Annotated in this window: 21 protein-coding genes and 1 pseudogene; 10 read left to right on the forward strand and 12 right to left on the reverse strand. The window is 67.7% G+C overall.

The genetic code is table 11. The features are described 5' to 3' along the window. Positions 1-147: 147 nt before the first annotated feature. From cyoA to DVS29_RS25800, 5 genes and pseudogenes are all read left to right on the forward strand, one after another. Positions 148-1,032, forward strand: a pseudogene (gene cyoA, locus DVS29_RS25780) (ubiquinol oxidase subunit II); the annotation flags it as partial. Between the two features lie 240 nt (positions 1,033-1,272). Next, a complete protein-coding gene (locus tag DVS29_RS25785; protein WP_118183355.1) occupies positions 1,273-2,016 on the forward strand; it encodes a glycosyltransferase family 9 protein in 744 nt (247 codons plus the stop codon). 544 nt (positions 2,017-2,560) lie between these two features. Further along, positions 2,561-3,319: a PadR family transcriptional regulator gene (locus DVS29_RS25790; protein WP_118183397.1), complete on the forward strand. Its 759-nt coding sequence runs from the start codon at positions 2,561-2,563 to the stop codon at positions 3,317-3,319. A 124-nt stretch (positions 3,320-3,443) separates the two neighbouring features. Further along, positions 3,444-4,268 (forward strand): siderophore-interacting protein, encoded by an 825-nt coding sequence (locus DVS29_RS25795; protein WP_118183356.1) that lies wholly within the window; start codon positions 3,444-3,446, stop codon positions 4,266-4,268. A gap of 12 nt (positions 4,269-4,280) precedes the next feature. Continuing rightward, entirely contained in the window at positions 4,281-5,534 is a 1,254-nt protein-coding gene (locus DVS29_RS25800) for an MFS transporter (RefSeq protein ID WP_118183357.1), read from the forward strand. A 77-nt stretch (positions 5,535-5,611) separates the two neighbouring features. Here DVS29_RS25800 and DVS29_RS25805 read toward each other — a convergent pair whose 3' ends face one another. From DVS29_RS25805 to DVS29_RS25830, 6 genes are read right to left on the reverse strand one after another with little or no spacing between them, the layout of a single operon-like run. Further along, on the reverse strand, positions 5,612-7,165 hold the full coding sequence (locus DVS29_RS25805) for a response regulator (RefSeq protein WP_118183358.1): 1,554 nt from the start codon (positions 7,163-7,165) through the stop codon (positions 5,612-5,614). Beyond that, positions 7,162-8,670, reverse strand: a complete 1,509-nt coding sequence (locus DVS29_RS25810; RefSeq protein ID WP_118183359.1) for an ATP-binding protein — start codon at positions 8,668-8,670, stop codon at positions 7,162-7,164. The genes DVS29_RS25805 and DVS29_RS25810 overlap by 4 nt, the downstream gene beginning before the upstream one ends. Next, positions 8,667-9,857, reverse strand: coding sequence for an ATP-binding protein (locus DVS29_RS25815; protein ID WP_118183360.1), 1,191 nt, complete (start codon positions 9,855-9,857; stop codon positions 8,667-8,669). The genes DVS29_RS25810 and DVS29_RS25815 overlap by 4 nt, the downstream gene beginning before the upstream one ends. Next, complete coding sequence (locus tag DVS29_RS25820; protein WP_118183398.1) at positions 9,842-10,267, reverse strand: anti-sigma regulatory factor; 426 nt, start codon at positions 10,265-10,267, stop codon at positions 9,842-9,844. Before DVS29_RS25820 ends, DVS29_RS25815 begins: the two co-directional genes overlap by 16 nt. A 17-nt stretch (positions 10,268-10,284) precedes the next feature. Next, positions 10,285-10,641 carry an STAS domain-containing protein gene (locus tag DVS29_RS25825; RefSeq protein WP_118183361.1) on the reverse strand — a complete coding sequence of 119 codons (357 nt, stop codon included), beginning with the start codon at positions 10,639-10,641 and terminating at the stop codon, positions 10,285-10,287. Positions 10,642-10,653: 12 nt separating this feature from the next. Continuing rightward, positions 10,654-11,520 carry an STAS domain-containing protein gene (locus DVS29_RS25830; protein WP_118183362.1) on the reverse strand — a complete coding sequence of 289 codons (867 nt, stop codon included), beginning with the start codon at positions 11,518-11,520 and terminating at the stop codon, positions 10,654-10,656. Positions 11,521-11,829: 309 nt separating this feature from the next. Here DVS29_RS25830 and DVS29_RS25835 point away from each other — a divergent pair, with 309 nt between their 5' ends. Further along, the gene (locus tag DVS29_RS25835; RefSeq protein ID WP_118183363.1) at positions 11,830-13,092 is read left to right on the forward strand and encodes a phospholipase D-like domain-containing protein; all 1,263 of its coding nucleotides are present in this window, start codon (positions 11,830-11,832) and stop codon (positions 13,090-13,092) included. Between the two features lie 16 nt (positions 13,093-13,108). On the opposite strand, the gene DVS29_RS25840 is transcribed toward DVS29_RS25835, so the two are convergent. The 6 genes from DVS29_RS25840 to DVS29_RS25865 form a co-directional block, all read right to left on the reverse strand. Further along, positions 13,109-14,269 carry an enoyl-CoA hydratase/isomerase family protein gene (locus DVS29_RS25840; RefSeq protein WP_118183364.1) on the reverse strand — a complete coding sequence of 387 codons (1,161 nt, stop codon included), beginning with the start codon at positions 14,267-14,269 and terminating at the stop codon, positions 13,109-13,111. Further along, positions 14,266-15,060 carry an enoyl-CoA hydratase gene (locus tag DVS29_RS25845; protein WP_118183365.1) on the reverse strand — a complete coding sequence of 265 codons (795 nt, stop codon included), beginning with the start codon at positions 15,058-15,060 and terminating at the stop codon, positions 14,266-14,268. Before DVS29_RS25845 ends, DVS29_RS25840 begins: the two co-directional genes overlap by 4 nt. After that, positions 15,060-15,953 carry a 3-hydroxyisobutyrate dehydrogenase gene (gene mmsB / locus DVS29_RS25850; RefSeq protein ID WP_118183366.1) on the reverse strand — a complete coding sequence of 298 codons (894 nt, stop codon included), beginning with the start codon at positions 15,951-15,953 and terminating at the stop codon, positions 15,060-15,062. Before mmsB ends, DVS29_RS25845 begins: the two co-directional genes overlap by 1 nt. Before the next feature lie 38 nt (positions 15,954-15,991). Beyond that, positions 15,992-17,521, reverse strand: coding sequence for a CoA-acylating methylmalonate-semialdehyde dehydrogenase (locus DVS29_RS25855; RefSeq protein ID WP_118183367.1), 1,530 nt, complete (start codon positions 17,519-17,521; stop codon positions 15,992-15,994). Between the two features lie 81 nt (positions 17,522-17,602). Further along, positions 17,603-19,294 carry an AMP-binding protein gene (locus DVS29_RS25860; protein ID WP_118183368.1) on the reverse strand — a complete coding sequence of 564 codons (1,692 nt, stop codon included), beginning with the start codon at positions 19,292-19,294 and terminating at the stop codon, positions 17,603-17,605. Between the two features lie 81 nt (positions 19,295-19,375). Continuing rightward, a complete protein-coding gene (locus DVS29_RS25865) occupies positions 19,376-20,509 on the reverse strand; it encodes an acyl-CoA dehydrogenase (protein ID WP_118183369.1) in 1,134 nt (377 codons plus the stop codon). Between the two features lie 239 nt (positions 20,510-20,748). On the opposite strand from DVS29_RS25865, the gene DVS29_RS25870 reads away from it, so the two are divergent. The 4 genes from DVS29_RS25870 to DVS29_RS25885 all read left to right on the forward strand — a co-directional run bounded on the left by DVS29_RS25870 (position 20,749) and on the right by DVS29_RS25885 (position 24,923). Continuing rightward, positions 20,749-21,798, forward strand: a complete 1,050-nt coding sequence (locus DVS29_RS25870) for an AraC family transcriptional regulator (RefSeq protein ID WP_118183370.1) — start codon at positions 20,749-20,751, stop codon at positions 21,796-21,798. 243 nt (positions 21,799-22,041) lie between these two features. Next, positions 22,042-23,577, forward strand: coding sequence for an NfeD family protein (locus DVS29_RS25875; protein ID WP_420816164.1), 1,536 nt, complete (start codon positions 22,042-22,044; stop codon positions 23,575-23,577). 109 nt (positions 23,578-23,686) lie between these two features. Continuing rightward, positions 23,687-24,463, forward strand: coding sequence for a slipin family protein (locus tag DVS29_RS25880; protein ID WP_118183371.1), 777 nt, complete (start codon positions 23,687-23,689; stop codon positions 24,461-24,463). 199 nt (positions 24,464-24,662) lie between these two features. Then, positions 24,663-24,923, forward strand: coding sequence for a DUF4148 domain-containing protein (locus DVS29_RS25885; RefSeq protein ID WP_118183372.1), 261 nt, complete (start codon positions 24,663-24,665; stop codon positions 24,921-24,923). Positions 24,924-25,172: the final 249 nt, after the last annotated feature.

The raw sequence follows: 25,172 nt of genomic DNA on the forward strand, positions 1-25,172 counted from the left end.
GCACCCGTACGCGCCCTTCTGGTTGGATCTGCGTCAAGGTACACGCACACCGAACGGCGGACGATTGCGCCGGGCGCGTTCCATCCTGCGCGTGTGCGCGCAGCCAGTCGTTCGCGTCCAGTTTGCTTCTACCCAGACTGGACCAACATGAAAGCCAGAAGGGCCTCAAGAAAATGGTCGATACCCATCGTCACGGGGTTAACCGCCTGCCTGTCCGGATGCGATCTCACCGTGCTGGACCCGAAAGGAAGCGTGGGCATGGCCGAGAAATCGCTGATCGCGACCGCCACGTGGGCGATGCTGATCGTCGTGATCCCGGTGATCCTGCTGACGCTGTTCTTCGGGTGGCGCTACCGCGCGTCGAACCGGCGTGCCGTCTACGCACCGAAGTGGGCACATTCCACCGCGATCGAGGTCGTGATGTGGACGATTCCCGCGCTGATCATCCTGCAGCTCGGCATCCTCATGTGGCGCACCTCGCATGAGCTCGACCCTTACCGACCGCTGAAGTCGGGCGTGAAGCCGATCAAGGTCGAGGTCTTCGCGCTCGACTGGAAGTGGCTCTTCATCTACCCGGACCTCGGTATCGCGTCGGTGAACCAGCTCGCGGTGCCGGTCGGCACGCCAGTGAACTTCCGCATCACGTCGGGTTCGGTGACGAACTCGTTCTTCATCCCGCAGCTCGGCACCCAGGCGTACGCGATGGCCGGCATGCAGACCCGCCTGCATCTGATCGCCGACGCGCCGGGCGACTACGACGGCATGTCCGCCAACTTCAGCGGCAAAGGTTTCTCCGACATGACATTCCGCACGCTCGCCACGAGCCGCGCCGAATTCGACGCATGGGTACAGAAGCTGAAGGCATCGCCGGATCGACTCAGCATGGACGAATACGCCGGCGTCGCGAAGCCGAGCGAAAAGCAGCCGGTGCGCTACTTCTCGTCGGTCGACCCGCGCCTCTTCAGCAACATCGTCGCCCGCTACAACAACGGCAACGTCACGGATTTCAGCGACGCCGCGTGTCGCACGCAGACCAGCGCGGAAACCCGCGTGCAGACCACGGAGTACGTCATGTTCGGAAAACTCACGCTCGACGCGATCCCGTTCGATCAGCCGATCGTCATGGGCGCGGCCGCGTTCATGGCGCTGGTCGTGCTCGCCGTCGTCGTCATGCTCACAAAGTCCGGCCGCTGGACGCGGCTATGGATCGAGTGGCTCACGAGCGTCGATCACAAGCGGATCGGCGTCATGTATTAAGTCGTCGCGTTACTGATGCTGGTGCGCGGCTTCGTCGACGCGGTGATGATGCGGGTGCAGCTCGCGCTCGCGTTTCATGGTCTCGGCTACCTGCCGCCGCACGACTACTGGTGCCTGCTGACGAGCCTGCCGCTGCGTTTCGCGACCACGGCCGAGACGATTCCCGCGTCGGTGCCGTATCTGCACGCGCCGCCAGCGCTGCTCGAACACTGGCGCACGCGGCTGCCCGACGACGGCTCCAAGGTCGGGCTCGGGTGGGCGAGCGACCCGCGTCCGGACCAGCTGGATTCGCACGCGATCGACCGGCGCCGCTCGCTGCACGCGAGCGCGTTCCTGCCGCTCTTGCCGATACCCGGCGTCACGTTCGTCAGTCTGCAGAAGGGCGACACGACGCGACCGCAGATCGCGGAACTGCCGCCGGCGCTGCGTCCATTCGATCTGATGGGCGAGGTGCGTGATTTCGCGGACACCGCCGCGATCATCAACAGCCTCGACCTGGCGATCGCCGCCGATACGTCGGTCGCGCATCTGGCCGGCGGACTCGGCAGGCCAGTGTGGATCCTGTCGCGTTTCGACGGCCGCTGGCGCTGGCTGCGCGACCGCGACGATTCGCCGTGGTACCCGACCGCCCGCCTGTTCCGGCAGACCCAGCCGGGCCACTGGGACGACGTGATCCAGCGGATCGCGCAGGCGTTGCAGGCCGCCGCGGCGGCGCAGGCCACGACGCTCGTCGCGCCGGGCACCGCGCACGCAATCTGACCTGCGCGAAGGCGTTCCGCCTTGCCGCGATGAGCGCGGCGGGCGCCCGTCTCTCACACCTTCCGGAACGAGCCGGGCAGCGCGAACGCCCTGCCGGGCCGCCCGCTCTGGCTGCTCCAGCCCAGCCAACCGGCCGCGAGCGCCGAATTCCCCTCTTCGGCACCAGCCGCGGTCCAAGCGGCGACGCCTCCCTCGCACCGCCCTCTGCCCGGCCCTCGGCGCGCCACGCCCTCATCGCCCGCCCCCTGCCATCCACTGTTACAAATTTCCTCTTTGACAAAATATCTTAAGATATATATCTTAAGATACGTTTTACGACATATCTGGAGTTACTGGCATGCGCCACCCTCACTTTCAACGTTCGTCCTGTCAGGACGACAACCGGGATTTCCGGGACTCACGCGGCGGCCACCATGGCCGCCAGCATGAAAACCGCTTCGAAGGCCGCCCCGAGCACGGCTTCGAAGAAGAGTATTACAGTCACCGCGGCGACCGCCACGGCCACGACTTCGGCTGCGAATTCGACCCGCGCTTCGGCCAACCGATGCGCGAGCATCTGATCGAACGCCTGCGCGAATATGGCGGCCGGCACGGCTTCCGTCATTTCGACCGCGAATTCGCGCGCCGTCTGCATGCGTTGTGGCATGCCGTCGGCCGTGGCGGGCGCGGCGGCGGTGGCCGCGGCGGGCGCGGCGGCTGGGGTGAAGGCCCTGGCGGCTTCGGCGGCGGTTTTGCAGGCGGTTTCGGCGGCGGCGACTTCGGCGACGGCATGCCGCGCGGCCGCAAGTTCTCGTCCGACGACCTGCAACTGCTGCTGCTCGCGCTGCTCGACCAGCAGCCGAGCCACGGCTACGAACTGATCAAGGCGCTCGAAGCGCGCTCGAACGGCTTCTACAGCCCGAGCCCCGGCATGGTCTATCCGGCGCTCACGTACCTCGAGGAACTCGGCTACGTGACCGTCGAACTCGAAGGCAACCGCAAGCGTTATGCGCTCTCGGACGCTGGCCGCGAGCACCTGAACGCGAACCGCGAGCGCGCCGAGCTGATGCTCGCGAAGCTCACGCACATCGCCCGCAAGATGGACATGGTGCGCCGCGCGTTCGCGGGCGAAGAGCCGGCGGATCCGTCCGAAGGCGGCTGGGTGCCCGAGCTGATCGAAGCGCGCCGCGCGCTGAAGCATGCGCTCGTGCGACGCACCGATACGTCCGCGGACGAACAGCGCCGCATCGCCGCGATCCTCGCGCGCGCCACCGCCGAGATCGAAGGCCGCGACACCGGGAAGCGGGAAACCGGCAACGAGTAAGCCGCACGGGCGAGACCGCCGGAGCCATTGCAACCGCGATGGCAATAGCAAAGAGCCACGGCCGCAGCCGGCCGATGAAACCGCCGCCTCACCCGCCACACCGAACATCGACTGGAGAAACTTCATGCAGAACCGCCCCGACCTCGCCGTCGAACGCGTGCGTCATCCGCTGAAATTCCGTCTGCTGCAGGTCACGCGTGTGAATCGCGTGACGCCGTCGCTCGTGCGCGTCACGCTGACGGGCGACGATCTCGACGACTTCGTGTCCGCGTCGTTCGACGACCACGTGAAGGTCTTTTTCCCCGCACCGGGCGCGTCGGTGCCGGTGCTGCCGTCGCTGGGCCCGGACGGCATCGCGTTTCCCGACGGTGTGCCGCGTCCCGCCGCGCGCGACTACACGCCGCGCCGCTACAACCGCGCCGAAGGCGAGCTCGACATCGAGTTCACGCTGCACGACGCGGGCCCCGCTTCCGCGTGGGCCGCGCAGGCGCAGGCCGGCCAGTATCTCGGCCTGGGCGGCCCGCGCGGCTCGCTCGTGATCCCGGCCGGCTTCGACTGGCATCTGCTGATCGGCGACGAAACGGCGCTGCCCGCCATCGCGCGGCGCATCGAGGAGTTGCCGGCGGGCGCGCGCGTCGCGGCGGTGATCGAAGTGGAGAGTCCGTCGCACGAGATCAAATTCGACACCGACGCCGACCTGTTCGTCGTCTGGGTGCACCGCTCGAGCGCAGCGGCTGACGATGCAAACGAAAGCGCGCTGCTGCAGGCCGTGCGCGACACGTACCTGCCGCCCGGCGACGGCTACGTGTGGGCGGCCGGCGAATCGTCGGCGATCCGCGCGATCCGCCAGTACCTGTGCGACGAACGCGGCGTCGACAAAAAGCGCATTCGCGCCGCGAGCTACTGGCGGCGCGGCACGCAGGCGGTCCACGAATCGTTCGACGACTGAACCCCACCACCCATGTACAACCTTCAAGCTCCGCGCGAACGCCAGCTGCTCTGGCTGCTCGCGCTCACGCAGTTCACCATCATCATGGACTTCATGGTGATGATGCCGATCGGCCCGCAGATCATGCACGCGTTCACCATCTCGCCCGCGAAGTTCGCGACGGCCGTGTCGGTGTACTCGTGGTGCTCGGGGCTGTCGGGCCTGTTCGCCGCGACCTATATCGACCGCTTCGACCGTCGTCGGCTGCTGCTCACCATTTACGCGCTGTTCGCGCTCTCGAATCTCGCCTGCGCGACCGCGCACAGCTACCCGATGCTGCTCGCCGCGCGCGCGTTTGCCGGCATGACGGGTGGCGTGCTCGCGTCGGTCGTAATGGCGATCGTTGCCGACGTGATTCCGGTCGCGCGGCGCGGCGCCGCCACCGGCGTGATCATGACCGCGTTCTCGCTCGCGGCGATCGCGGGCGTGCCGGCGGGCGTGATGCTCGGCGCGCACTTCAGCTGGTCCGCGCCGTTCGTGCTGCTCACCGTGCTGTCGGTCGTGGTGTGGATCGGCGGCATGCGGATCGTGCCGTCGCTGCGCGAGCATCTCGCGTCGAAGCCCGCGCCGCTCGCCACCGTGCTGCCGCAGTTGTGGAGCCTGCTCACGCGGCCTCAGCACCTAACCGCGTTCGCGCTGACCTTCATCGTGATGTCGTCGCACATGCTGGTGATCCCGTTCATCTCGCCGATGCTCGTGCTCAGCCACGGTATCGCGCCGGGGCAGCTGTCGTGGCTGTACATGGCGGGCGGCGCGGCGACGTTCGTCACCTCGCGCTGGGTCGGCCGGCTCGCGGACCGTTACGGCAAGCACCGGATGTTCCGGCTGATGGCGGTGATATCGATGGCGCCCGTGCTGTTCGTCACGCATCTGCCCGACGTGACGTTCGTCGCGATGCTTGCGTTCTTCCCGTTTTTCATGGTCGCGATGTCGGGCCGCATGATTCCGATGCAGGCGCTCCTCACCGCCGTGCCGGCGCCCGCGAACCGCGGCGCGTTCCTGAGCGCGAACGCGGCGGTGCAGGCGCTCGGCACCGGCTGCGGCGCGTGGGTCGGCGGCCTGATGCTAGGCAGCGGGCCGGGTGGGCAGATCGAAGGCTATGGAATGAACGGACTCGTCGCGGTCACGCTGGCGCTGGTGGCGGTCGTGTGGATCGGGCGCGTGAAGGCGCCGGCAGGCCGCGACGTCGCGCGGCCAGTGGCGGCGGAACCGCTCGGCGAGGCTTGAGCGGCCGCGCCGCGGGATCAGCTCGCTGTTCGATTCGCGGGCTCGTCTGCAGACTGACTTGCTGCCAGACGCTTGGCTCAGCCCCCGGCCGCCGCGACGCCTGGATTGCGCGGCCGGCCTTCGCCGGCGTCGGTTTCGATCGCCTGAATGACGGTATCGAAGAGCGCCGGCTTCACGAGGTGATGATCGAAGCCGGCCTCTTTCGTCTGACGACGGTCGCTTTCCTGGCCGTAGCCCGTCAGCGCAATCAGCAACGCGCCCGCAGTGGACGGCTGCGCGCGCAACGCCCGCGCGACGCCATAACCGTCGAGCCCCGGCAGACCGATATCGAGAATCACCACTTCCGGCGCGAACTCAGCCGCAGCGGTCACCGCGCTCGGTCCGTCGAACGCGACGCGCACGTCGTGCCCCATCGTCTCGAGCAGGATCGACATCGACAGCGCGCCGTCCTCGCTGTCGTCCGCGATCAGCACGCGGCGCGCGCCCTTCGACTCGCCGGCCGCCGGCGCGAGTTCGCCAGCGGACGAGGTCTCTTCGTCGAACACCGGCAGCACGACCGAAAACTCCGAGCCGCGGCCGGTGCCTTCGGACTGCGCGCCGACCGAACCGCCGTGCAGCTCGGTCAGCGTCTTCACGAGCGACAGCCCGATGCCGAGCCCGCCCTCCGAGCGCGCCACCGCATCCTGCGACTGCATGAACAGGTTGAACACGTCCGGTAGTTCGCTCTCCGGAATACCGATGCCGTTGTCGCGCACGCTGATCTTCACGTTGCCGTCGACGATCCCCACGTCAAGCTCGATCGCGCCGCCCTCGGGCGTGTACTTCGCCGAGTTCGACAGCAGGTTCGCGACGATCTGCGCGACGCGGATGCCGTCGCCGCGCACGATGCAGCGGCCGTCGGGCACGCGCACCGTCAGCGTGTGATGCTTGTCGTCGATCATCGGCCGGCTCGCTTCGACAGCCGTCGCGATCGCCGCCGCCACATCCACGTTTTCCATCTTCAGCGCGATCTTGCCGTGCGTGATACGCGACACGTCGAGCAGATCGTCGACGAGCCGGCTCAGATGCGCGACCTGGCGGATCACGATCATCCGCGCTTCGTCGATGCGCGCCTCGCTCGTGTGGTACTTCGGGTCCATCAGCTCGACTGCGTTGCGGATCGGCGCGAGCGGATTACGCAGCTCGTGCGCGAGCATCGCAAGGAACTGGTTCTTGCGACGGTCGGCTTCGCGGAGTGCATCTTCGGCGCGGCGCAGGCGCAGCAGCGCGCGCACGTTCGCGACAAGTTCGGCTGGCTCGATCGGCTCGGTCAGATAACTATCCGCGCCACCGTCGAGCGCGCGCACCTTGTCCAGCGTCTGCACGGCCGCGGCCGACGTCTGCAGCACGAGCGTCGAGCTCGTCAGCGGATCGCTCTTCAGCTGCTTGCAGACATCGATGCCGCTGATGTCGGGCAGCTTCACGTCGAGCAGCACCAGCGCGGGCCGATGCTCGCGGATCTGGTCGAGCGCGCCCTGGCCGGTCGCCGCCTCGATCACCTCGAAGCCCGCGTGAACCAGCACGCGCGTCTTCGCATAGCGGGCGCCGTCGTTGTCGTCGACGTTAAGAATGAGCGCGGCAGGCGGCGTCATACGGTTCCTCCAGTGCGCGGCCGCGAACCCGCGGACCGCTCGCCGCCCTCGCGGCCCGCGCTCTCTTCCACGCTCGGGTCTGTGCCTCGATCCCGCTCCTGCGGCAGCTCGCCCGGCATCAGCCCGGCGACGAGTCCCGTCACGTGCTCCGCGTCGAGCCGCACGGGCAGCGTGGCGTAGAACGTCGAACCCTTGCCGGGCTCGCTCTCCACGCCGACATAGCCGCCCAGCAGCGCGCCGAGCTTGCGGCACAGCGGCAGGCCGAGCCCCGTTCCCTTCACGCGGTGCTGCAGGCGGTTCTGCACCTGCGCGAACTCTTCGAATATCACCTGTTGGTGCTCCTGTGCGATACCGATGCCGGTGTCCGCGACGAAAAACGTGATCTGCTCGCCATCCGGCTCGAGCCGCGCGCCGACGCGGATCTCGCCGCGCTCGGTGAACTTCAGCGCGTTCGATACGAAGTTGCGCAGGATCTGCGTGACCTTCGCCTCGTCGGTGTAGACCGGCGGCAGGCCGGGCGTGTCGTCGAAATGCAGCTTCACGGCAGGATCGGTCAAAAGCGGCGTCAGCATCGTGCGCAAGGCCGCAAACAGCCCCGCCGCCTCGAACCGCACCGGCAGCACCTCGGTGCGGCCCGCTTCGATCTTCGCGAGGTCGAGCAGGTCGTTGACGATCTCCGTCAGGTCTTCCGCCGACTGCCGGATCAGCGCGACCTGGCGCTCCTGCTCGGTGTTCAGGTCGCCGTCGAGCCGGTTCAGCAGCAGGTTCGCGAGCGCGCGGATCGACGACAGCGGCGTACGCAGCTCGTGGCTCATGTTCGACAGGAAGTGCGACTTCATCGCGTCGGCGCGGCGCAGTTCTTCCGCGCGCTCGTCGAGTTCCGCGTACAGCGCGACCACGCCGCGATTGGTCGCCTCGAGTTCGCCCGTCAGCTGCGCGAGCTCGTCCTGGCGGTCGCGCAGTTCGGACAGCGTGGTCAGCAGCTCGCGGTTCTGCTGCGCGATTTCGTCGTACGAACGCGGATTGCCCGCGCCGTCGCGCGGCACCGCCATCAGGCCGCCGGAAATGCGGTCGAGGTCGCGCGGGCCGAGCACCGGCGCGTCCGGCGGCAGCACGCGCGCCATCGCGACCGTTGTGCCCTGCGGCGACGACTCGATCTCGCAGCGGTCCATCAGACGGCGCGAGCCCGCGATGCCGAGGCCCATCCCGGTGGTCGAGCGCCACGTGCCGTCGAGCACCGCTTCGAGATCGCGGATGCCGGGGCCGCGGTCGGTGACGTCGATCAGAAAGGTCTGCGGCTTCGTCGTCGCGTCGAACGCGAACGACACTTCGCCGCCGTGCGCGTAGTCGAACGCGTTGCGGGCAATCTCCGACACCGCGCTCGCGATACGGGTCTGGTCGAGCGTCGAAAAGCCGAGGCCCGCCGCGAGGTCGCGCGCGCGCCGGCGGGCCGCGACCACGTCGGCCTCGCTGTCGAGCCGCAGGCGAAGCATGCGTGTACTCATGAGTGGAGCGCCTGCGCGGTGTCCGACTTGATGACGACGACCGTCGCATCGTCGCGGCGCCGGCAGAAATCGCGGTACAGCACGGTGGCGATCATGACTGCGGGCTGCAGCATGAGACCCGGATAGGCCGACAGATCCCAGCGCGTACCGATGCCGTCCGAATGCAGCACCAGCATCGCGTCGCGCGGCCAGTTCGATTCGAATTCCTGCGCGTCGCGCATCGTATGACCGACGATGCCGTTGCGCGACACCAGTTGCCAGCTGTCGCGCCGCCCGCTCGCGGCTGCGGGCGAATTCGCCAGCGACGACACGGAGCCGGCCGGCGCGATACCCGCGAGCCGCGACGCCGGTGTGCCGGCCGCATGGTTCGCGACGAGCGCGGGCCGCTCGATGCCGTACGCGACCGCCGAGATATTGCCGGTGCCGGAAAACGACAGCCGTCCACGCGAGAAGTCGAAGCGCGCGATTGCAACCGCCGCGCCGCGCGTGGCATGCAGCGCCGCATGCGCGACGCCCATCAGCGAGCCGGGCGAGCGACCCGCGCGCCGCCGTACCGCATCGATCGCCGTCGACGACGCGACGTGCGCGTCGGGCCCATGGCCAAGCCCATCGGCCACCACGACCGTGAGCCCGTCCTGGTCCGACTCGATACCCCACGCGTCGCCGCTCACCTCTTCGCCCGGCAGCGACGTGCACACCCCGCCGATGTCGATGCCCGACGCCGCGGCGGCGCGCGGCAGATCGCTGCGGCCGCGGGTGCGCACCACCGCGCGCAGCACCGTGCCGAGCCGCGGCTGCGACCAGATCGACAGTTCTTCGGAGAGACGCCGGATCGCGCCGAGCCCGGTGCCCGGCGTGCCGGCGGTGGAGCGGCCGTCGGAGAACGCGCCGTACACGTCGGCGATGCCCTGGCCGCTATCGATCGCGAGCATCTCGACGCCCGCGGGCAGACCGTGGCGCTCGTCGGGCGGCAGCACGCGCACCAGCAGTTCGCCGTGCTGCGCATGCTTGAGCACGTTGGTCGACGCTTCCGTGACGACGAGCGCGAGCCGCCCGAGATCCGTCTCGTCGAGCGCGATCGCGCGCCCCGCCTCGTTCGCGCCGCGCCGCGCGAACGCGACGCTGCTCGTGTCGGTGAGGTCGAACGAGCGATGGGTGCTGCGCAGCCCGCTCAGCGAACTTTCCATTTCGTGATCGATACCGTTGTACCCTGGCCCGGCGTGGACTGGATATCAAATTCGTCGCACAGGCGCCGCGCGCCCCCCAGACCGAGTCCGAGGCCGCCGCCGCTCGTGTAGCCGTCCGTCAGCGCGCGCTCGATGTCGGCAATGCCCGCGCCCTGATCGATGAACCTCAGGCGCAGCCCGGTACGAATGCCGTTCGTGACGATCGACATCCGCGCGTCGCCACCGCCGCCGTACTGAAGCGTGTTGCGTGCCAGCTCGCTCGCGGCCGTCACGAACTTCGTCTGGTCGACGAGCGAAAAGCCCTGCGCGATGGCGTGGTCGCGCACGATCTGCCGCAGCCGCACGATTTCCTCATCCGAACGCAGACCGACTTCGATCGCCAGCGTTTCCGTTACGTCGAGTGGGGTCATGATGAACGACACCCCGGTCAGCGCCGCCGCTGCCGCAGCAACGCCATGCCCTTCTCGACGTTGAGCGCCGTGCGCACGCCGGTCAGCGTGAGCCCCAGCTCGACGAGCGTGATCGCCACCGACGGCTGCATGCCGACCACCACGGTCTGCGCATCGAGCACGGTGGCCATCGCCGCGGTGTTGCTGATCATGCGGCCGATGAACGAATCGACCACGTCGAGCGCCGAGATGTCGATCAGTACGCCTTTCGCGGATTCCTTCACGATACGCGCAGTCAGGTCATCCTGCAGCGCCATTGCGAGCCGGTCGTGCATGTCGACCTGAATCGCGACGATCAGACAGTCGCCCATACGCAGGATTGGAATGCGTTCCATCGCGCGCTCCTCTCAATCCTTGTGCGATGCGATCGTGACGCTCGAGCCGCTGCGTTGCAGCGCGATCACGAAGGCGTCGGCGAGCGTCGATTTGGTCGTGACGTTGGTGAGGTCCACGCCCAGATGCACGATGGTCTGCGCGATCTGCGGACGGATGCCGCTGATCAGGCAGTCGGCGCCCATCAGGCGCGCCGCCGCGACCGTCTTCAGCAGATGCTGCGCGACGAGCGTATCCACCGTGGGCACGCCGGTGATATCGATGATCGCGATGCCCGCGCCGGTCTCGACGATCTTCTGCAGCAGGCTCTCCATCACGACCTGGGTGCGGGCGGAATCCAGCGTGCCGATCAGCGGCAGCGCGAGAATGCCTTCCCACAGCCGCACGACCGGCGTGGACAGTTCGAGCAGTTCTTCCTGCTGGCGCGCGATGATCGCTTCGCGGCTGCGCTGGAACACTTCCGTCGTGTACAGACCGAGCGCATCGAGCAGCAGGTTCACGGCCCAGCTCATGTCGGCGAGCTGCGCGGGATCGTGCCCGAGGTCGTCGCGCAGCCGCGTATAGAGCGGCTGCTTCATCGAAAACACGAAGGTGGCCGTTTCCACCGGCGTGAAACCCTGGCGCGCGCGATGCGCTGACATGTCCGCGAGGAACGTGCGCACCGGCTCCCATTCGGGACGGCCGGCATCGAGCGTATCGCTCTTCTGCAACGCGTCGATGAAGCTGCTCAGGAAGTTGCGGAACTGCTCGCGCATCTCGCCTTCCGTCGTCAGACCGCGGCGCAGCGCAATCGCGAGATGCTGGTTCAGCCAGTCTTCCAGCAGTGCGTCACGATGACGTGACAGCACATCGACGAGGACAGCGCCGTTCTGTGAATTCATGAGGTCTCCGGACAGGGAAGAGATGTAAATATTGCTCGAATCCGCAACCTTTCTGATGGCTGCGTGGCACCTGCCAGCAATGCTTACCGTATGTGGCGCGGCTTTCACGGGCTTGCTGTGCGACGCGCTTAGCGCATCGATATTACAGGCAGGCCGCCGGTTCCAGGTGAAAATCGGGCACGACCTGAGGCGTCCTTCGGTCGAGCCCGCAAGGCTTGCGAACTGTTTCAAACGACCGCCGAACCCGGGCGCGTGGCAAGCGGTCCAAACGCGCATTCGTCTCTCGCTGCCTTCGCGCATTCTTCGCCCATGCTGACCGTTGTGCTCACCGCCATCGCGACGCTCGTCGTCGTGCTCGTCATCGCCAATCTGTCGAGCGGCGAGAAGAAGATCGCGCACAAGATCCAGCGTCTCTATCCGAGCGACAGTCAGCAGTTCCTCCGTTCGATGGGGCTGCTGCTCGGACCGCCTGTCGTGAGCGGCAATCGCTTCGAGGTGCTCGTCAACGGCGACGCAATCTTTCCGTCGATGCTCGACGCGATACGCGGCGCGCGAAACACGATCACGTTCGAGACGTTCATCTACTGGTCCGGCGAGATCGGCGAGCAGTTCGCGGTGGCGCTTTCGTCGAAGGCGCGCGAGGGCGTCGCGGTGCACGTGCTGCTCGACTGGGTCGGCTCGACGAAGATGGACCCGCGCTATCTGCGCATGCTCGAAGACGGCGGCGCGCAGGTGTTCCGCTATCACCGTCCGCACTGGACCGGCCTTGGACGGATGAACGACCGCACGCACCGCAAGCTGCTCGTCGTCGACGGACGGATCGGCTTCACGGGCGGTGTGGGCATCGCGCCGGAATGGACGGGACACGCGCAGGACGACCAGCACTGGCGCGACACGCATTTCCGCGTGGAGGGGCCCGTGGTCGGCCACATGCAGGCCGTGTTCATGGACAACTGGATCAAGACGAGCGGCAACGTGCTGCACGGGCCCGACTACTTCCCCGCGATCGATGCGGTGGGCGACGGCGTCGCGCACATGTTCAGCAGCTCGCCTTCCGGCGGCAGCGACGACATGCAGCTGATGTACCTGATGGCGATCACCGCGGCGACGCACAGCATCCACCTCGCGAGCGCGTACTTCGTGCCCGACCGGCTGACGGTCAACGCGCTCGTCGAAGCGGCGAAGCGCGGCGTGCGGATTCTCGTGATCACGCCCGGCAGGAAGATCGATACGCACACGGTGCGCGAGGCGTCGCGCGCGTCATGGGGCGCGCTGCTCGCGGCCGGCGTCGAGATGCACGAATATCAGCCGACCATGTTCCACTGCAAGCTGCTGGTGGTCGACGAATATCTGGTGTCGGTCGGCTCGACGAACTTCGACAACCGCTCGTTCAAGCTCAACGACGAAGCAAACCTCAACATCTACGATCGCGACTTCGCGAAACAGCAGACCGCGATCTTCGACGACGACTTGCGCAAGTCGCGCCGCGTGACACTGGAAGACTGGCAACGCAGGCCGTGGACGGAGAAGCTGGTCGACCGTATTGTGTCGGTGCTCGATCCGGAGTTGTGACGCGGCTCAGCCCTGCTTAGCCCTGCGCTCCCAGCCCCACCAGCGGATGCGTCTCCAGCTTCCACGGCGACGACAGAAAATGCCGCACGCGCTCCGGCCGCACTTCCGCGAGCGTCGCGGGCGCCCAGCGCGGTTTGCGATCGCGGTCGACGAGATGCGCGCGCACGCCTTCGCAGAAGTCGCCTTCCGCAATCACGCGCGTGACGATGCCAAGCTCCATCCGGAAGCAGTCCGCAAGCGTCATCTGCCGGCCTCGCAGCAACGCCTCGCGCGTCACGTACAACAGGGTCGGCGAATGCGCGAGCAGCGCGTCGAGCGTGTTCTGCAGCCATTGCCGCATCTCGCGCGGCGGATCGCGTTCCAGTTCCTGATGCAGCGTCGCGACGATCCGCTCGATGCCGTTGCGGCGATCGAAGTGACGCATCACTGGCTGCACCAGCGCAGCGAGCGCCGCATGCGGCACGATGTTGCACGGCGGCTCGAACACCGCGCGCAACGACGCATGCACATCGCCTTCGGTCGGCATGCCGGCAAGCCGCTCTTCGAACGACGCGAGCCAGTGCGACGGTACGCACACGTCGGCGAGCTTGCAGAAGAGCGCATCGGCGCCCGACAGCGTGACACCCGTGAGCCCCGCGTACAGCGCGAGTTCCACCGGCAGCGCGCCAAGAAAATGCGTCGCGCCGACGTCGGGCAGCATGCCGATGCGGGTCTCCGGCATCGCGAGCTTCGTGCGTTCCGTCACGACGCGCAGCGATGCGCCCTGCCCGAGCCCCATGCCGCCGCCCATCACGATGCCGTCGAGCAGCGCGACGACGGGCTTCGGATACGTGTGCAACGCGTAGTCGAGCCGGTATTCGTCGACGAAGAACGGCTGCCATGAAGGATCGCGCTGCGTTGCGAGCCGATGCAGCGCGCGCACGTCGCCGCCCGCGCAGAAGCCGCGCTCGCCCGCACCGCGCAGCACCAGCGCGACGATCGAAGCATCGTCGCGGCAGCGTTCGAGCAGCGCGGCGAGTTCGCGCACCATCGCATGAGACAACGCATTGAGCGCGGCAGGCCGGTTCAGCGTGACGATACCGACGCGATTGACGACGCGAAACAGCACCTCCGCTTCAGCGGGTGCAGGCGTGCCCACATCGACCGATGCAAGCGGCGGTTGTAGCACGGTGCTCATCGTGCGGACTCCTCGTCATTCACTTGCCAGCGCGGCGCGCGCTTCTCCAGAAACGCGTTCACGCCTTCGCGCTGGTCGGAGCCGTCAAACAGATCGACGAAGCGCTCGCGTTCGAGCGCAAGCGCCGCGCGACGCGGCACGCCATCGCGCGCCTGATGGATCAGCGTCTTGCTGAAGCCCACCGCCTGCGGGCTCAGCGTGGTCACGCGTTCGGCCATCGCCAGTGCCGCGTCGAACGCGGCGCCGCGCTCCACCACCTCTTCGACCAGACCGATCCGCCGCGCGGTGTCCGCGTCGACACGTTCGCCGGTCAGGATCATCCGCTTCGCCCAGCCCTCGCCGACGAGCCACGGCAGCGTCTGCGTGCCGCAACCGCACGGCAGCAGACCGACCACCGTTTCCGGCAACGCCATGACCGCATGCTGCTCGGCGATGCGGATATCGCTGGCGAGCGCGCATTCGAGCCCGCCGCCCATCGCATAGCCATTGATCGCGGCGATCACCACCGCGCGCGCGTTCTGCAGCGTCTCGAACGCCGCGCCGAAGCGAACGGCCGCGATGCGCGCCACGTCGCGATTGCCGTCGGCGAACGTGTTCAGGTCCGCGCCGGCGCTGAAGAACTTCGGGCCGTCGCCGGTGATCACGATCGCGCGCACGCGCGGCTCGGCGTCCAGCTGCTCGACGGTGCGCTGCAGCTGCAACAGGCCTTCAGGCGTGAATGCATTCGCGGGCGGCCGCTTCAGCGTCAGCAGCGCGACCGCGCCGTCACTGCGATACGCGAGCTCGATCATCACGCGGCTCCGTCGTCGCGATAGAGCTTGATCACCGCGGAGAAGTCGAGCTTGCCCGCGCCCTTCGTGCTCATCGTCTGATAGAGCTGCTGCGCGAGCGCGCCGAGATACACCGGCTGGCGCACGCTCTTCGCCGCATCGGTGGCAAGGCCGAGGTCCTTCAGCATCAGGTCGGTGCCGAAGCCGCCCGTATAGCCGCGCGACGACGGCGCCGTGTCGATCACGCCCGGATACGGATTGTAGGTATCGACGCTCCAGCTGCGGCCCGTCGACGTGCTCATGATGCCGCCCAGCACCTTCGGGTCGATGCCGAGCGAAGCACCCAGCGCCATCGCTTCGGCGACGCCCGCCATCGTGATGCCGAGCACGAGGTTGTTGCAGATCTTCGCGATCTGTCCGGTGCCGGTGTCGCCGCAATGGACGATGTTCTTGCCCATCGAGAGCAGCACGGGCTTCACCTGCTCGTACGCGGCCGCCGTGCCGCCGACCATGAAGGTCAGCGTGCCCGCCGCCGCGCCGCTCGTGCCGCCCGACACCGGCGCATCGACGAACAGGTTGCCCTGCGCCGCCGCGAGCTGCGCGCACGCCTTCACGGTGGCCGGATCGATAGTGCTCGAATCGACGATCGCGACGCCCTTCGCGATGCCCGCAAGAATGCCGTCGTCGCCGCTCAGCACGCTGCGCACATGCGCCGCCGCGGGCAGCATCGTGATCACGCATTCCACGTCCGTCGCCGCCGCTCGCGGTGAAGCGGCCGCTTTTGCGCCCGCGTCGACGAGCGCGCCGACCGCATCCGTGCTGAGGTCGAACACGGTCACCGCGTGGCCCGCTTTCAGCAGGTTGCGCGCCATCGGCGCGCCCATGTTGCCGAGTCCGATGAAACCGATCTTCATGGTGCCGTCTCCTTTGCCCTTTGCCTCTGCCCGTTCCATCAGCGCAGGCTGATCGTGGTGTTCACGCCGTCGTTGACGGTCGCGTCGTCGAACCAGCGCGCGGTGACCGTCTTCGTCTGCGTATAGAACTGCACGACCTGCTTGCCGTACGGACCCAGATCGCCGAGCTTCGAGCCGCGCGAACCGGTGAAGCTGAAGTACGGCACGGGCACCGGAATCGGGATGTTGATGCCCACCTGGCCGATGTCGATTTCGCTCTGGAATTTGCGCGCTGCCGCGCCGCTCTGCGTGAAGAGGCCGACGCCATTGCCCATCGGGTTGCGGTTGACGAGCGCGATCGCGTCGTCCAGCGTCGGTACCGCGATCACGCACAGCACCGGGCCGAAAATCTCCGTCTTGTAGACCTGCATCTCGGTGCTGACGTCGGTGAACACCGTCGGGCCGATGAAGTTGCCGTCCTCGTAGCCGGGTACTTTCACGTGGCGGCCATCGAGCGCGAGCGTCGCGCCCTCCTTCACGCCCGCGTCGATCAGACCGAGAATGCGCTGCTTCGCGACGCGCGACACGACCGGGCCCACGTCGGTCTTCGGCTCGTGACCTGCGTTCACCTTCAGCGTCTTCGCCTTCTCGATCAGCTCGGGCAGCCATTGCTGCGACGCGCCCACCAGCACCACGACGGAGGTCGCCATGCAGCGCTGCCCCGCCGCGCCGAAGCCCGCGCCGACCAGCGCATTCAGCGTCTGTTCGCGGTTCGCATCGGGCAGCACGACCGCATGATTCTTCGCGCCCATCATCGACTGAACGCGCTTGCCGTGCTCGCTGCCGAGCCGGTACACATGCGTGCCGACCGCAGTCGACCCGACGAACGAAATCGCCTTCACGTGTTCGTGCGTGCACAGCGCATCGACCACGTCCTTGCCGCCGTGCACGACGTTCAGCACGCCCTTCGGAATGCCCGCTTCGAGCGCGAGTTCGACGAGCTGCATCGTCGACAGCGGGTCCTGTTCGGACGGCTTCAGCACGAACGTGTTGCCGCAGACGATCGCCATCGGGAACATCCACAGCGGGATCATCGCGGGGAAGTTGAACGGCGTGACGCCCGCGCAGACGCCGAGCGGCTGGCGCAGCGTGTAGGTGTCGACGGCGCCCGCGACGTTCTCGAGGAATTCGCCCTGCTGCAGCGTGCCGATCGAGCACGCATGCTCGACCACTTCGAGCCCGCGGAAGATGTCGCCTTCGGCATCCGGCAGCGTCTTGCCCTGCTCGGCCGTCAGCGTCTTCGCGATGCGCGGCATGTGCTCGCGAATCAACGCCTGGAATTTCAGCATGATGCGCACGCGCGTGCCGAGCGGCGTGTTCTTCCAGCCCGCGAACGCGGCATGCGCGGCGCGGATCGCGGCGTCCACCTCGGCGGCAGTCGCGAACGGTACGCGCGCCAGCACGTCCTGGGTCGCCGGATTGACGATGTCGCGCCACTCGGTGCTCTGCGATTCGACGAACTCGCCGTCGATCAAGAGCTTCACCGTGGGCAGATCGGCGCGCGACGCCGTCGATGGAATTGCGCTCATGCTGTGTCTCCTTTGACGTTCAGTCTCAATCCAGGGCGATGCGGGTGGCTGCGGGTGGTTGCGGGTAGCACCCCGTGGCGCTCATTTCAGGTCGGGAAAATCCTCTTCCCAGTATTCGTCGGGCAGCCGCGCGGGCTCGGCCGGGCGCTCCATTTCGCGGCGGCGCAGTTCGACGCGGCGGATCTTCCCGGAGATGGTTTTCGGCAGATCGCTGAACTGCAGGCGGCGGATGCGCTTGTACGGCGCGAGCTTGTCGCGCGAGAACGCGAACACCGCGCGCGCCAGTTCGGCGCTCGGCTCGTAGCCGTGCCGCACGGTGACGAACGCCTTGGGCACCGAAAGACGCAGCGGATCCGCGCTCGGCACCACCGCGGCTTCGCCGATCGCCTCGTGTTCGATCAGCACGCTTTCGAGTTCGAACGGGCTCAGCCGGTAGTCCGACGACTTGAACACGTCGTCCGAGCGGCCGACGTACACGAAGTAGCCGTCGTCGCGGCGCAGCGCCACGTCCGACGTGTGATAGAAGCCGTTGCGCATCGCGTTCGCGGTCGCGTTCGGGTTGTTCGCGTAGCCCGTCATCAGGCCGAGCGGACGGCCTTCCAGTGGCAATGCAATTTCGCCTTCGGTTACCGGGTGATCGTCGGCGTCGACGAGCTCGACGCGATAGCCCGGCAGCGCTCGCCCCATCGATCCGGGCACGACCGGCTGCCCTGGCGGATTGCCGATCTGGCAGGTGGTCTCGGTCTGCCCGTAGCCATCGCGGATCGTGATGTTCCACGCATGCTTCACGCGTTCGATGATCTCGGGATTGAGCGGCTCGCCCGCACCGACGATCTCGCGCAGCTTCACCGCGTACGACGCGAGCGGTTCCTGCACGAGCATCCGCCAGACGGTGGGCGGCGCGCACAGCGTGGTCACGTTGCAGCGCACCAGCAGGTCGAGCGTTTCTTTCGGCACGAAGCGCGCGAAGTTGTAGACGAACACGCACGCGCCCGCATTCCACGGCGCGAAGAAGCAGCTCCATGCGTGTTTGGCCCAGCCGGGCGAGCTGATGTTCCAGTGGACGTCGCCGGGTTGCAGGCCGATCCAGTACATCGTCGACAGATGGCCAACCGGGTAGCTCTCGTGCGTGTGCTCGACGAGCTTCGGCTTCGACGTGGTGCCCGACGTGAAATACAGCAGGAACGGATCGCTCGCGCGGGTCGGGGCGTCCGGTTTGAAATCTGGCGAAGCTTGATATGCAGCCGCGAATGCGGTCCAGCCGGACGGCGCGGTGCCGACCGCGATGCGCTTCACCGCGGGATCGATCGCATCGAACTTGCCGCATTCCGCGCTATCGACCACGACCACCTGCGCACCGCCGATCTGCACGCGGTCGCGCACGTCGTCGGGCGACAGCTGGGTGGTGGCGGGCAGCACGATCGCGCCGAGCTTCATCGCGGCGAGCATCACGTCCCACAGTTCGACGCGGTTCGGCAGCATCAGCAGCAGCCGGTCGCCGCGGCCCACGCCCTGTTCGCGCAGAAAGTTCGCGACCCGCGACGAGCGCTCCGACATCTGCGCGAACGAGAGTTTCAGGCCTTCGGAAGCGGGATCGTCGAGGATCCACAGCGCGGGTGCATCGTTGCCGCGCGCCATCGCGTCGAAGTAGTCGAGCGCCCAGTTGAATTCGCCGAGCACGGGCCACGCGAACTCGCGATACGCGCGGTCGTAGTCGGTACGGTGGCGCAACAGCAGGTCGCGCGCTTCGAGAAAGCTCTTCGCTGCGGTCATCGTCGTCTCCAGGATGGCGCGTCTCGATGGATGCGCTCTGTGCGGTTGGCCTGCTACCTGCAACTGCGCTTCATTGTGCGCTCAAACGTGTCTCGCAATCACCATCCGCTGGACCTCGCTCGTGCCTTCGTAGATCTGCGTGATGCGGGCGTCGCGGTAGTGACGTTCGACCGCGTAGTCCTGCAGATAGCCGTAGCCGCCGTGAATCTGGATCGCCTTCGAGCACACTTCCTCGGCGAGTTCGGACGCATACAGCTTCGCCTGCGATGCCTCGGACAGACACGGCCGCCCCGCGCTGCGCAGCCGCGCCGCGTGATGCACGAGCAGGCGCGCGGCGTTCAGGCGGGTCGCCATGTCGGCGAGCATGTTCGCGATGGTCTGGTGGTCCTTCAGCGTCTTGCCGAACTGCACGCGTTCGTGCGCATAGCCGCGCGCTGCGTCGAACGCTGCCCGCGCAATGCCGACCGCCTGCGCCGCGATGCCGATGCGGCCGCCTTCGAGATTCGACAGCGCGATCCTCAGGCCGTCGCCACGCGCGCCGAGCAGGTTCGCCTCGGGCACCGCGCAGTCGTCGAGCGAGATCGGGCAGGTGTCCGACGCGCGGATGCCGAGCTTGTGCTCCGGCTGCCCGACGTTGAAGCCGGGCGTCGCGGTCGGCACGATGAACGCCGAGATGCCGCGCTTGCCCGCGTCCGGATCGGTCACGGCGAACACGATCGCGAGGCTCGCGCGCGCGCCGTTCGTCACGAACTGCTTGCTGCCGTTGAGCACCCACTGGCCATCGCGCAGCGTCGCGCGGGTGCGCAGGTTGTTCGCTTCCGAGCCCGCTTGCGGCTCGGTCAGGCAGAACGCGCCGATCTGCCGGCCGGTCGCGAGATCGTGCAGGTAGCGGTCTTTCTGCGCATCGCTGCCGAAGTTCAGGATCGGCCCGCAGCCGACCGAGTTGTGCACGCTCATCATCGTCGCGCACGCGGCGCAGCCGGCCGCGATCTCTTCCAGCGCGAGCGCATAGGCTACATAGTCGGTGTACGAGCCGCCCCACTCCGGCGGCACGATCATGCCGAGCAGCCCGAGCGCGCCCATCTCGGCGACCACGTCGTCCGGCAGACGCGCGTCGCGGTCCCATTGCGCCGCGTTGGGCGCGAGACGGCCTTGCGCGAAGTCGCGCGCCGCGTCGCGGATCATGCGCTGTTCGTCGGTGTAGAAGTCGTCCATCGTGATAGGTCTCGTATGCTGGGTTGCTGGCGCGGCTTTGGCGATGCAGCGCCCGTGGCGAACGCCGACGGCCTCGCGCGGCATGGCGCCGCGTGCGCGAAAGCCCTACACTGTGGCGCCGCTGCCTGGTGGGAAGCAGTGTAGGCAGGCGGGCGCCCGGCTTCGATGCTCGGCCCGATCAATCTGCGTGAGCGCATTTGCCATGGCGCTGCCGCGGCCCGCCACCAACGCGACGTCCGATGAAGACTCCGAAGCATCCCGAACACGAACGCGGCACGATCTCGATGAGCCTTGTCGACGAGACGCTCGCGCTCGCTCGCAGGCAGGGTCTCGACGTGCGGCCGATCGTCGAGACCGCCGGCATCGCGCCGCAGGTGCTCGCGTCGCCGAAAAGCCGCGTCACGTCCGCGCAGTACGGCTTCCTGTGGGCGAACATCGCCCGCGCGCTCGACGACGAGTTCTTCGGCCAGGATTCGCATCCGATGAAAAGCGGCAGCTTCATCGCGATGACCCAGGCGGCGCTGACCGCGCGCACCGGCGCGCATGCGCTCGCCCGCGCGGTCGGCTTCATGCGGCTCGTGCTCGACGACCTCGCGGTGCGCGTCGTCGCGGACAGCACCCGCGTGCGGCTCGAATTCGCGGTGCGCGACGGCGCCCGGGAGCCCGCGATGTTCGCGTATGCGACATGGTTCATCATCGTCTACGGGCTCGTCTGCTGGCTCGTCGGGCGGCGTATTCCGCTGCAGCAGGCGCGCTTTCGCTGCGCCGCGCCACCAGCCGCGCACGAGTACCGGCTGATGTTCTGCGAAGACCTCGGGTTCGACGCGGCGGAATCGTTCGTGGATCTCGCGCCGGGTTTCATGGAGCTGCCGGTGATCCAGACCGCGAAGTCGATGAAATCGTTTCTGATCGACGCGCCCGGCAGCTTCGTGATCAAGTACCGCAATCCCGATTCTTTCGCGGCGCGCGTGCGCCGTACGCTGCGCGCAATGCCGGCCGCGAACTGGCCGGCAGCGGACGCGATGGCGCTGCGCCTGAACGTGGCCGAAGCGACGATGCGCCGGCGGCTGAAGCTCGAAGGCCACACCTACCAGTCGCTGAAGGACGAGCTGCGGCGCGACATCGCGATCGGCGCGCTGCAGGACCCGCAACGCACCATCGCCGACATCGCCGCGAGCGTCGGCTTCGCGGAACCGAGCGCGTTTCATCGCGCGTTCCGCAAGTGGACCGGCATGCGTCCGACCGACTACCGGCAGCGCGCCGACGACCGCGCACAGCCCGCCGAATGAGACTAAGCTAGCTGTATCGGCTGCGGGTTGGCCGTTTGAGGGCCGACGTGGTGCGGCGCCGCGCGGGGTTCACGCGGCGCGATGCATGCGTCGTCAACCATGACACTTCGGGTCTTTTCGGTTCGGCTGGGCGGCGGCTGCGTTTTTTCGCGCTCTGCGTCGCGCGGTGCTTGCGGTGCGGCGCGGAAAGCGATGCGCGGAATGGCGGGGCTCCGCTTTGTGCCGCGCTTCTTGCCGCACTTCTTGCCGCGCGTGGCGGTGCGCTTCGTTGTTCGCTGCGCGGCGCTGCTATCGCTCGCGGCGTGTCTCGCGATTTTCGCCAGCGTGACGTACGCGGCGGATGCCGCTTCCGGCGCAACGGCGACGGCTGGCGCGAACGCCTCCGCCGAATCCACCGCAACGCCAGCCCCCGTCTCCGATGGCCCCGTGTTCGTGATTCCCGTCGCCGGCGCGATCGGACCGGCGAGCGCCAGCTTCATCGAACGCGGGCTTGCCCGTGCCGCCCAGCAGCACGCGCAGCTCGCGATACTGCAACTCGATACGCCCGGCGGACTCGACACGTCGATGCGGCAGATCATCAAGGCGATCCTCGCGTCGCCGGTGCCGGTCGCCACCTTCATCGCGCCGGGCGGCGCGCGCGCCGCGAGCGCCGGCACCTACATCACCTATGCGAGCCACCTCGCCGCGATGGCGCCCGGCACCAACCTCGGCGCGGCCACGCCGATCCAGATCGGCATGGGCGGTGGTGGTGGCAGCGCGCCCGCCAACCCGGCGCAGCCGCCGTCGGCCGCGTCGCATGCGAACGCAACCGACACCGAATCCACCGAAACCCGCAAGCAGGTGCAGGACGCGTCGGCATACATCCGCGGGCTCGCGCAGCTGCGCGGCCGCAACGCCGAGTGGGCGGAGCGCGCGGTGCGCGAAGCGGTGAGCCTGTCCGCGACCGAAGCGCGCGACCAGCACGTGATCGACCTGATCGCGCCCGACATTCCCGACCTGCTGAAACAGGTGAACGGCCGCACCTTCGTCACAACGACCGGCCCGCACCGGCTCGACACCGCGCACGCGGCGATCGTCACGCAGCAGTCCGACTGGCGCACCCACCTGCTCGCGGTGATCACCGATCCGAACGTCGCGCTGATCCTGATGATGATCGGCATGTACGGCCTCTTCTTCGAGTTCGCGAACCCCGGCTTCGTGCTGCCCGGCGTCGCGGGTGCGATCAGCCTGCTGGTCGGGCTGTTCGCGATGCAGATGCTGCCGATCAACTACGTCGGGCTCGCGCTGATCCTGCTCGGCCTCGCGTTCCTGATCGCGGAGGCGTTCCTGCCGACCTTCGGCACGCTGGGCTTCGGCGGCATCATCGCGTTCGCGATCGGCGCGACGATGCTGATCGACACCGACGTGCCCGGCTACGGCATTCCGTTGCCGCTGATCGCGGCGCTGTCGGCGGTGGGCGCGGTGTTCGTGTTCTGCGTGTCGGGCATCGCTTTGAGGGCGCGACGGCGGCCGGTCGTGACGGGCTCGGAGGCGATCGTCGGCAGCATCGGTGTGGTGCTCGACGACCATCTCGCGCGCCACGGCGAGCGCAGCGAAGGCTGGGCGCGCGTGCATGGCGAACGCTGGCACATCGTCTGCGACGACGCGCTGACGCCGGGCGCCACGGTGCGGGTGACAGCACGTCACGGGCTCACGCTTACGGTTGCGCGCGAACGGGCTGCGGCGGCAGCTGCGCAAAACGTGCCGCGAACCGAAGCTGCGCCTTCAAGCGAGTCATGAGCGGGCCACGAGCGGACCGCAAGCGAGCCCCGAACTGCAAGCGACTCATAACGAGGCCACAAGCAAGCCGCAAACACGCCACCAACGAGCCACAACAGGGAGAAACGCAATGATTGGCTTCACCTTCGGCTTTACGAGCATTCTGTTCATCCTCGTGCTGTTCCTCATCGCGTCGTCGATTCGCGTGTTCCGCGAGTACGAGCGCGGCGTGGTGTTCATGCTTGGCCGCTTCTGGCGCGTGAAGGGACCGGGCCTCGTGCTGATCCTGCCGGTCGCGCAGCAGGTGGTGCGGATCGACCTGCGCACCGTCGTGTTCGACGTGCCGCCGCAGGACGTGATCACCCGCGACAACGTGTCGGTGAAGGTCAACGCGGTGATCTACTTCCGCGTGGTCGACCCGGAGCGCGCGGTGATCCAGGTCGCGCGCTACTTCGACGCGACCAGCCAGCTCGCGCAGACGGTGCTGCGCGCGGTGCTCGGCAAGCACGAGCTGGACGAGCTGCTCGCCGAGCGCGAGCAGCTGAACGCCGATATCCAGAAGACGCTCGATTCGCAGACCGACGCGTGGGGGATCAAGGTGTCGAACGTCGAGATCAAGCACGTGGACATCAACGAAACGATGATCCGCGCGATCGCGCGCCAGGCGGAAGCCGAGCGCGAGCGGCGCGCGAAGGTGATTCACGCGGAAGGCGAACTGCAGGCGTCCGAGAAGCTGCTGCAGGCCGCGCAGATGCTCGCGCGGCAGCCGCAGGCAATGCAGCTGCGCTATCTGCAGACGCTGACCACGATCGCCGCCGACAAGAACTCGACGATCGTGTTCCCGCTGCCGATCGACGTGCTGAATGCGGTGTTGGACCGGTTCGGCATGTCGCCGCCGAGGCAGTGAACGGTGAACGGTGAACGGTGAACGCCCAACGGTGAACGCTGAACGCTGAACGCCGAACGCCGAACGCCGAACGCCGAACGCCGAACGCCGAACGCCGAACGCCGAACGCTGAATAGTGAGCACTGAACGCCGCGCGGGCTGGCAGTTGCCGCCGCAGCGCCTAGAATTCGAAGCATGCCTGTCAACCGGGAGGCTCGTCATGAAGCCATCTTCCCGTTTCGTGTCGCGGCTCGCGCTCGGCGCGACGTGTGCGCTCTGCGCATCCGTCGCCCATGCTCAGACCGTCGCGCAACCGTACGATCAATCGGCGCCGCTGAGCCGCGCGCAGGTGCGCGCCGACCTCCGCGACTGGCTCGCGGCCGGTTACGACCCGTTCGACTGGATCGACTATCCCGAGAACGCGCAGCATGCGGCGCGCATCGTGTTCGAGCGACGGCGGCAGGCGATGCCGGCGCAGTAGCGAGCGCCGGCCGTTTCCCGGCAGTCTGCATCCCGCAGGCGCAGCAGGCAGCGCGGGAGCCGTCCGCGCACAGCCGCTGCGCGCGCAACCGCTGCTGTTTGCAGCACCAGCGCCGGCTGGCACATCCAGCGAGCCGCTGTCATCCCCCGCCGTCATCCCCTGTTGCACCGTCTACACGCACCGGCCGCCCCAGCGGCACGCCGGCGCCATTCTTATTTACAATCGCGTCGCGGACCGCACACATCATTA

It is taken from the genome of Paraburkholderia phosphatilytica, from assembly GCF_003443895.1.
GTDB classification, from domain to species: domain Bacteria; phylum Pseudomonadota; class Gammaproteobacteria; order Burkholderiales; family Burkholderiaceae; genus Paraburkholderia; species Paraburkholderia phosphatilytica.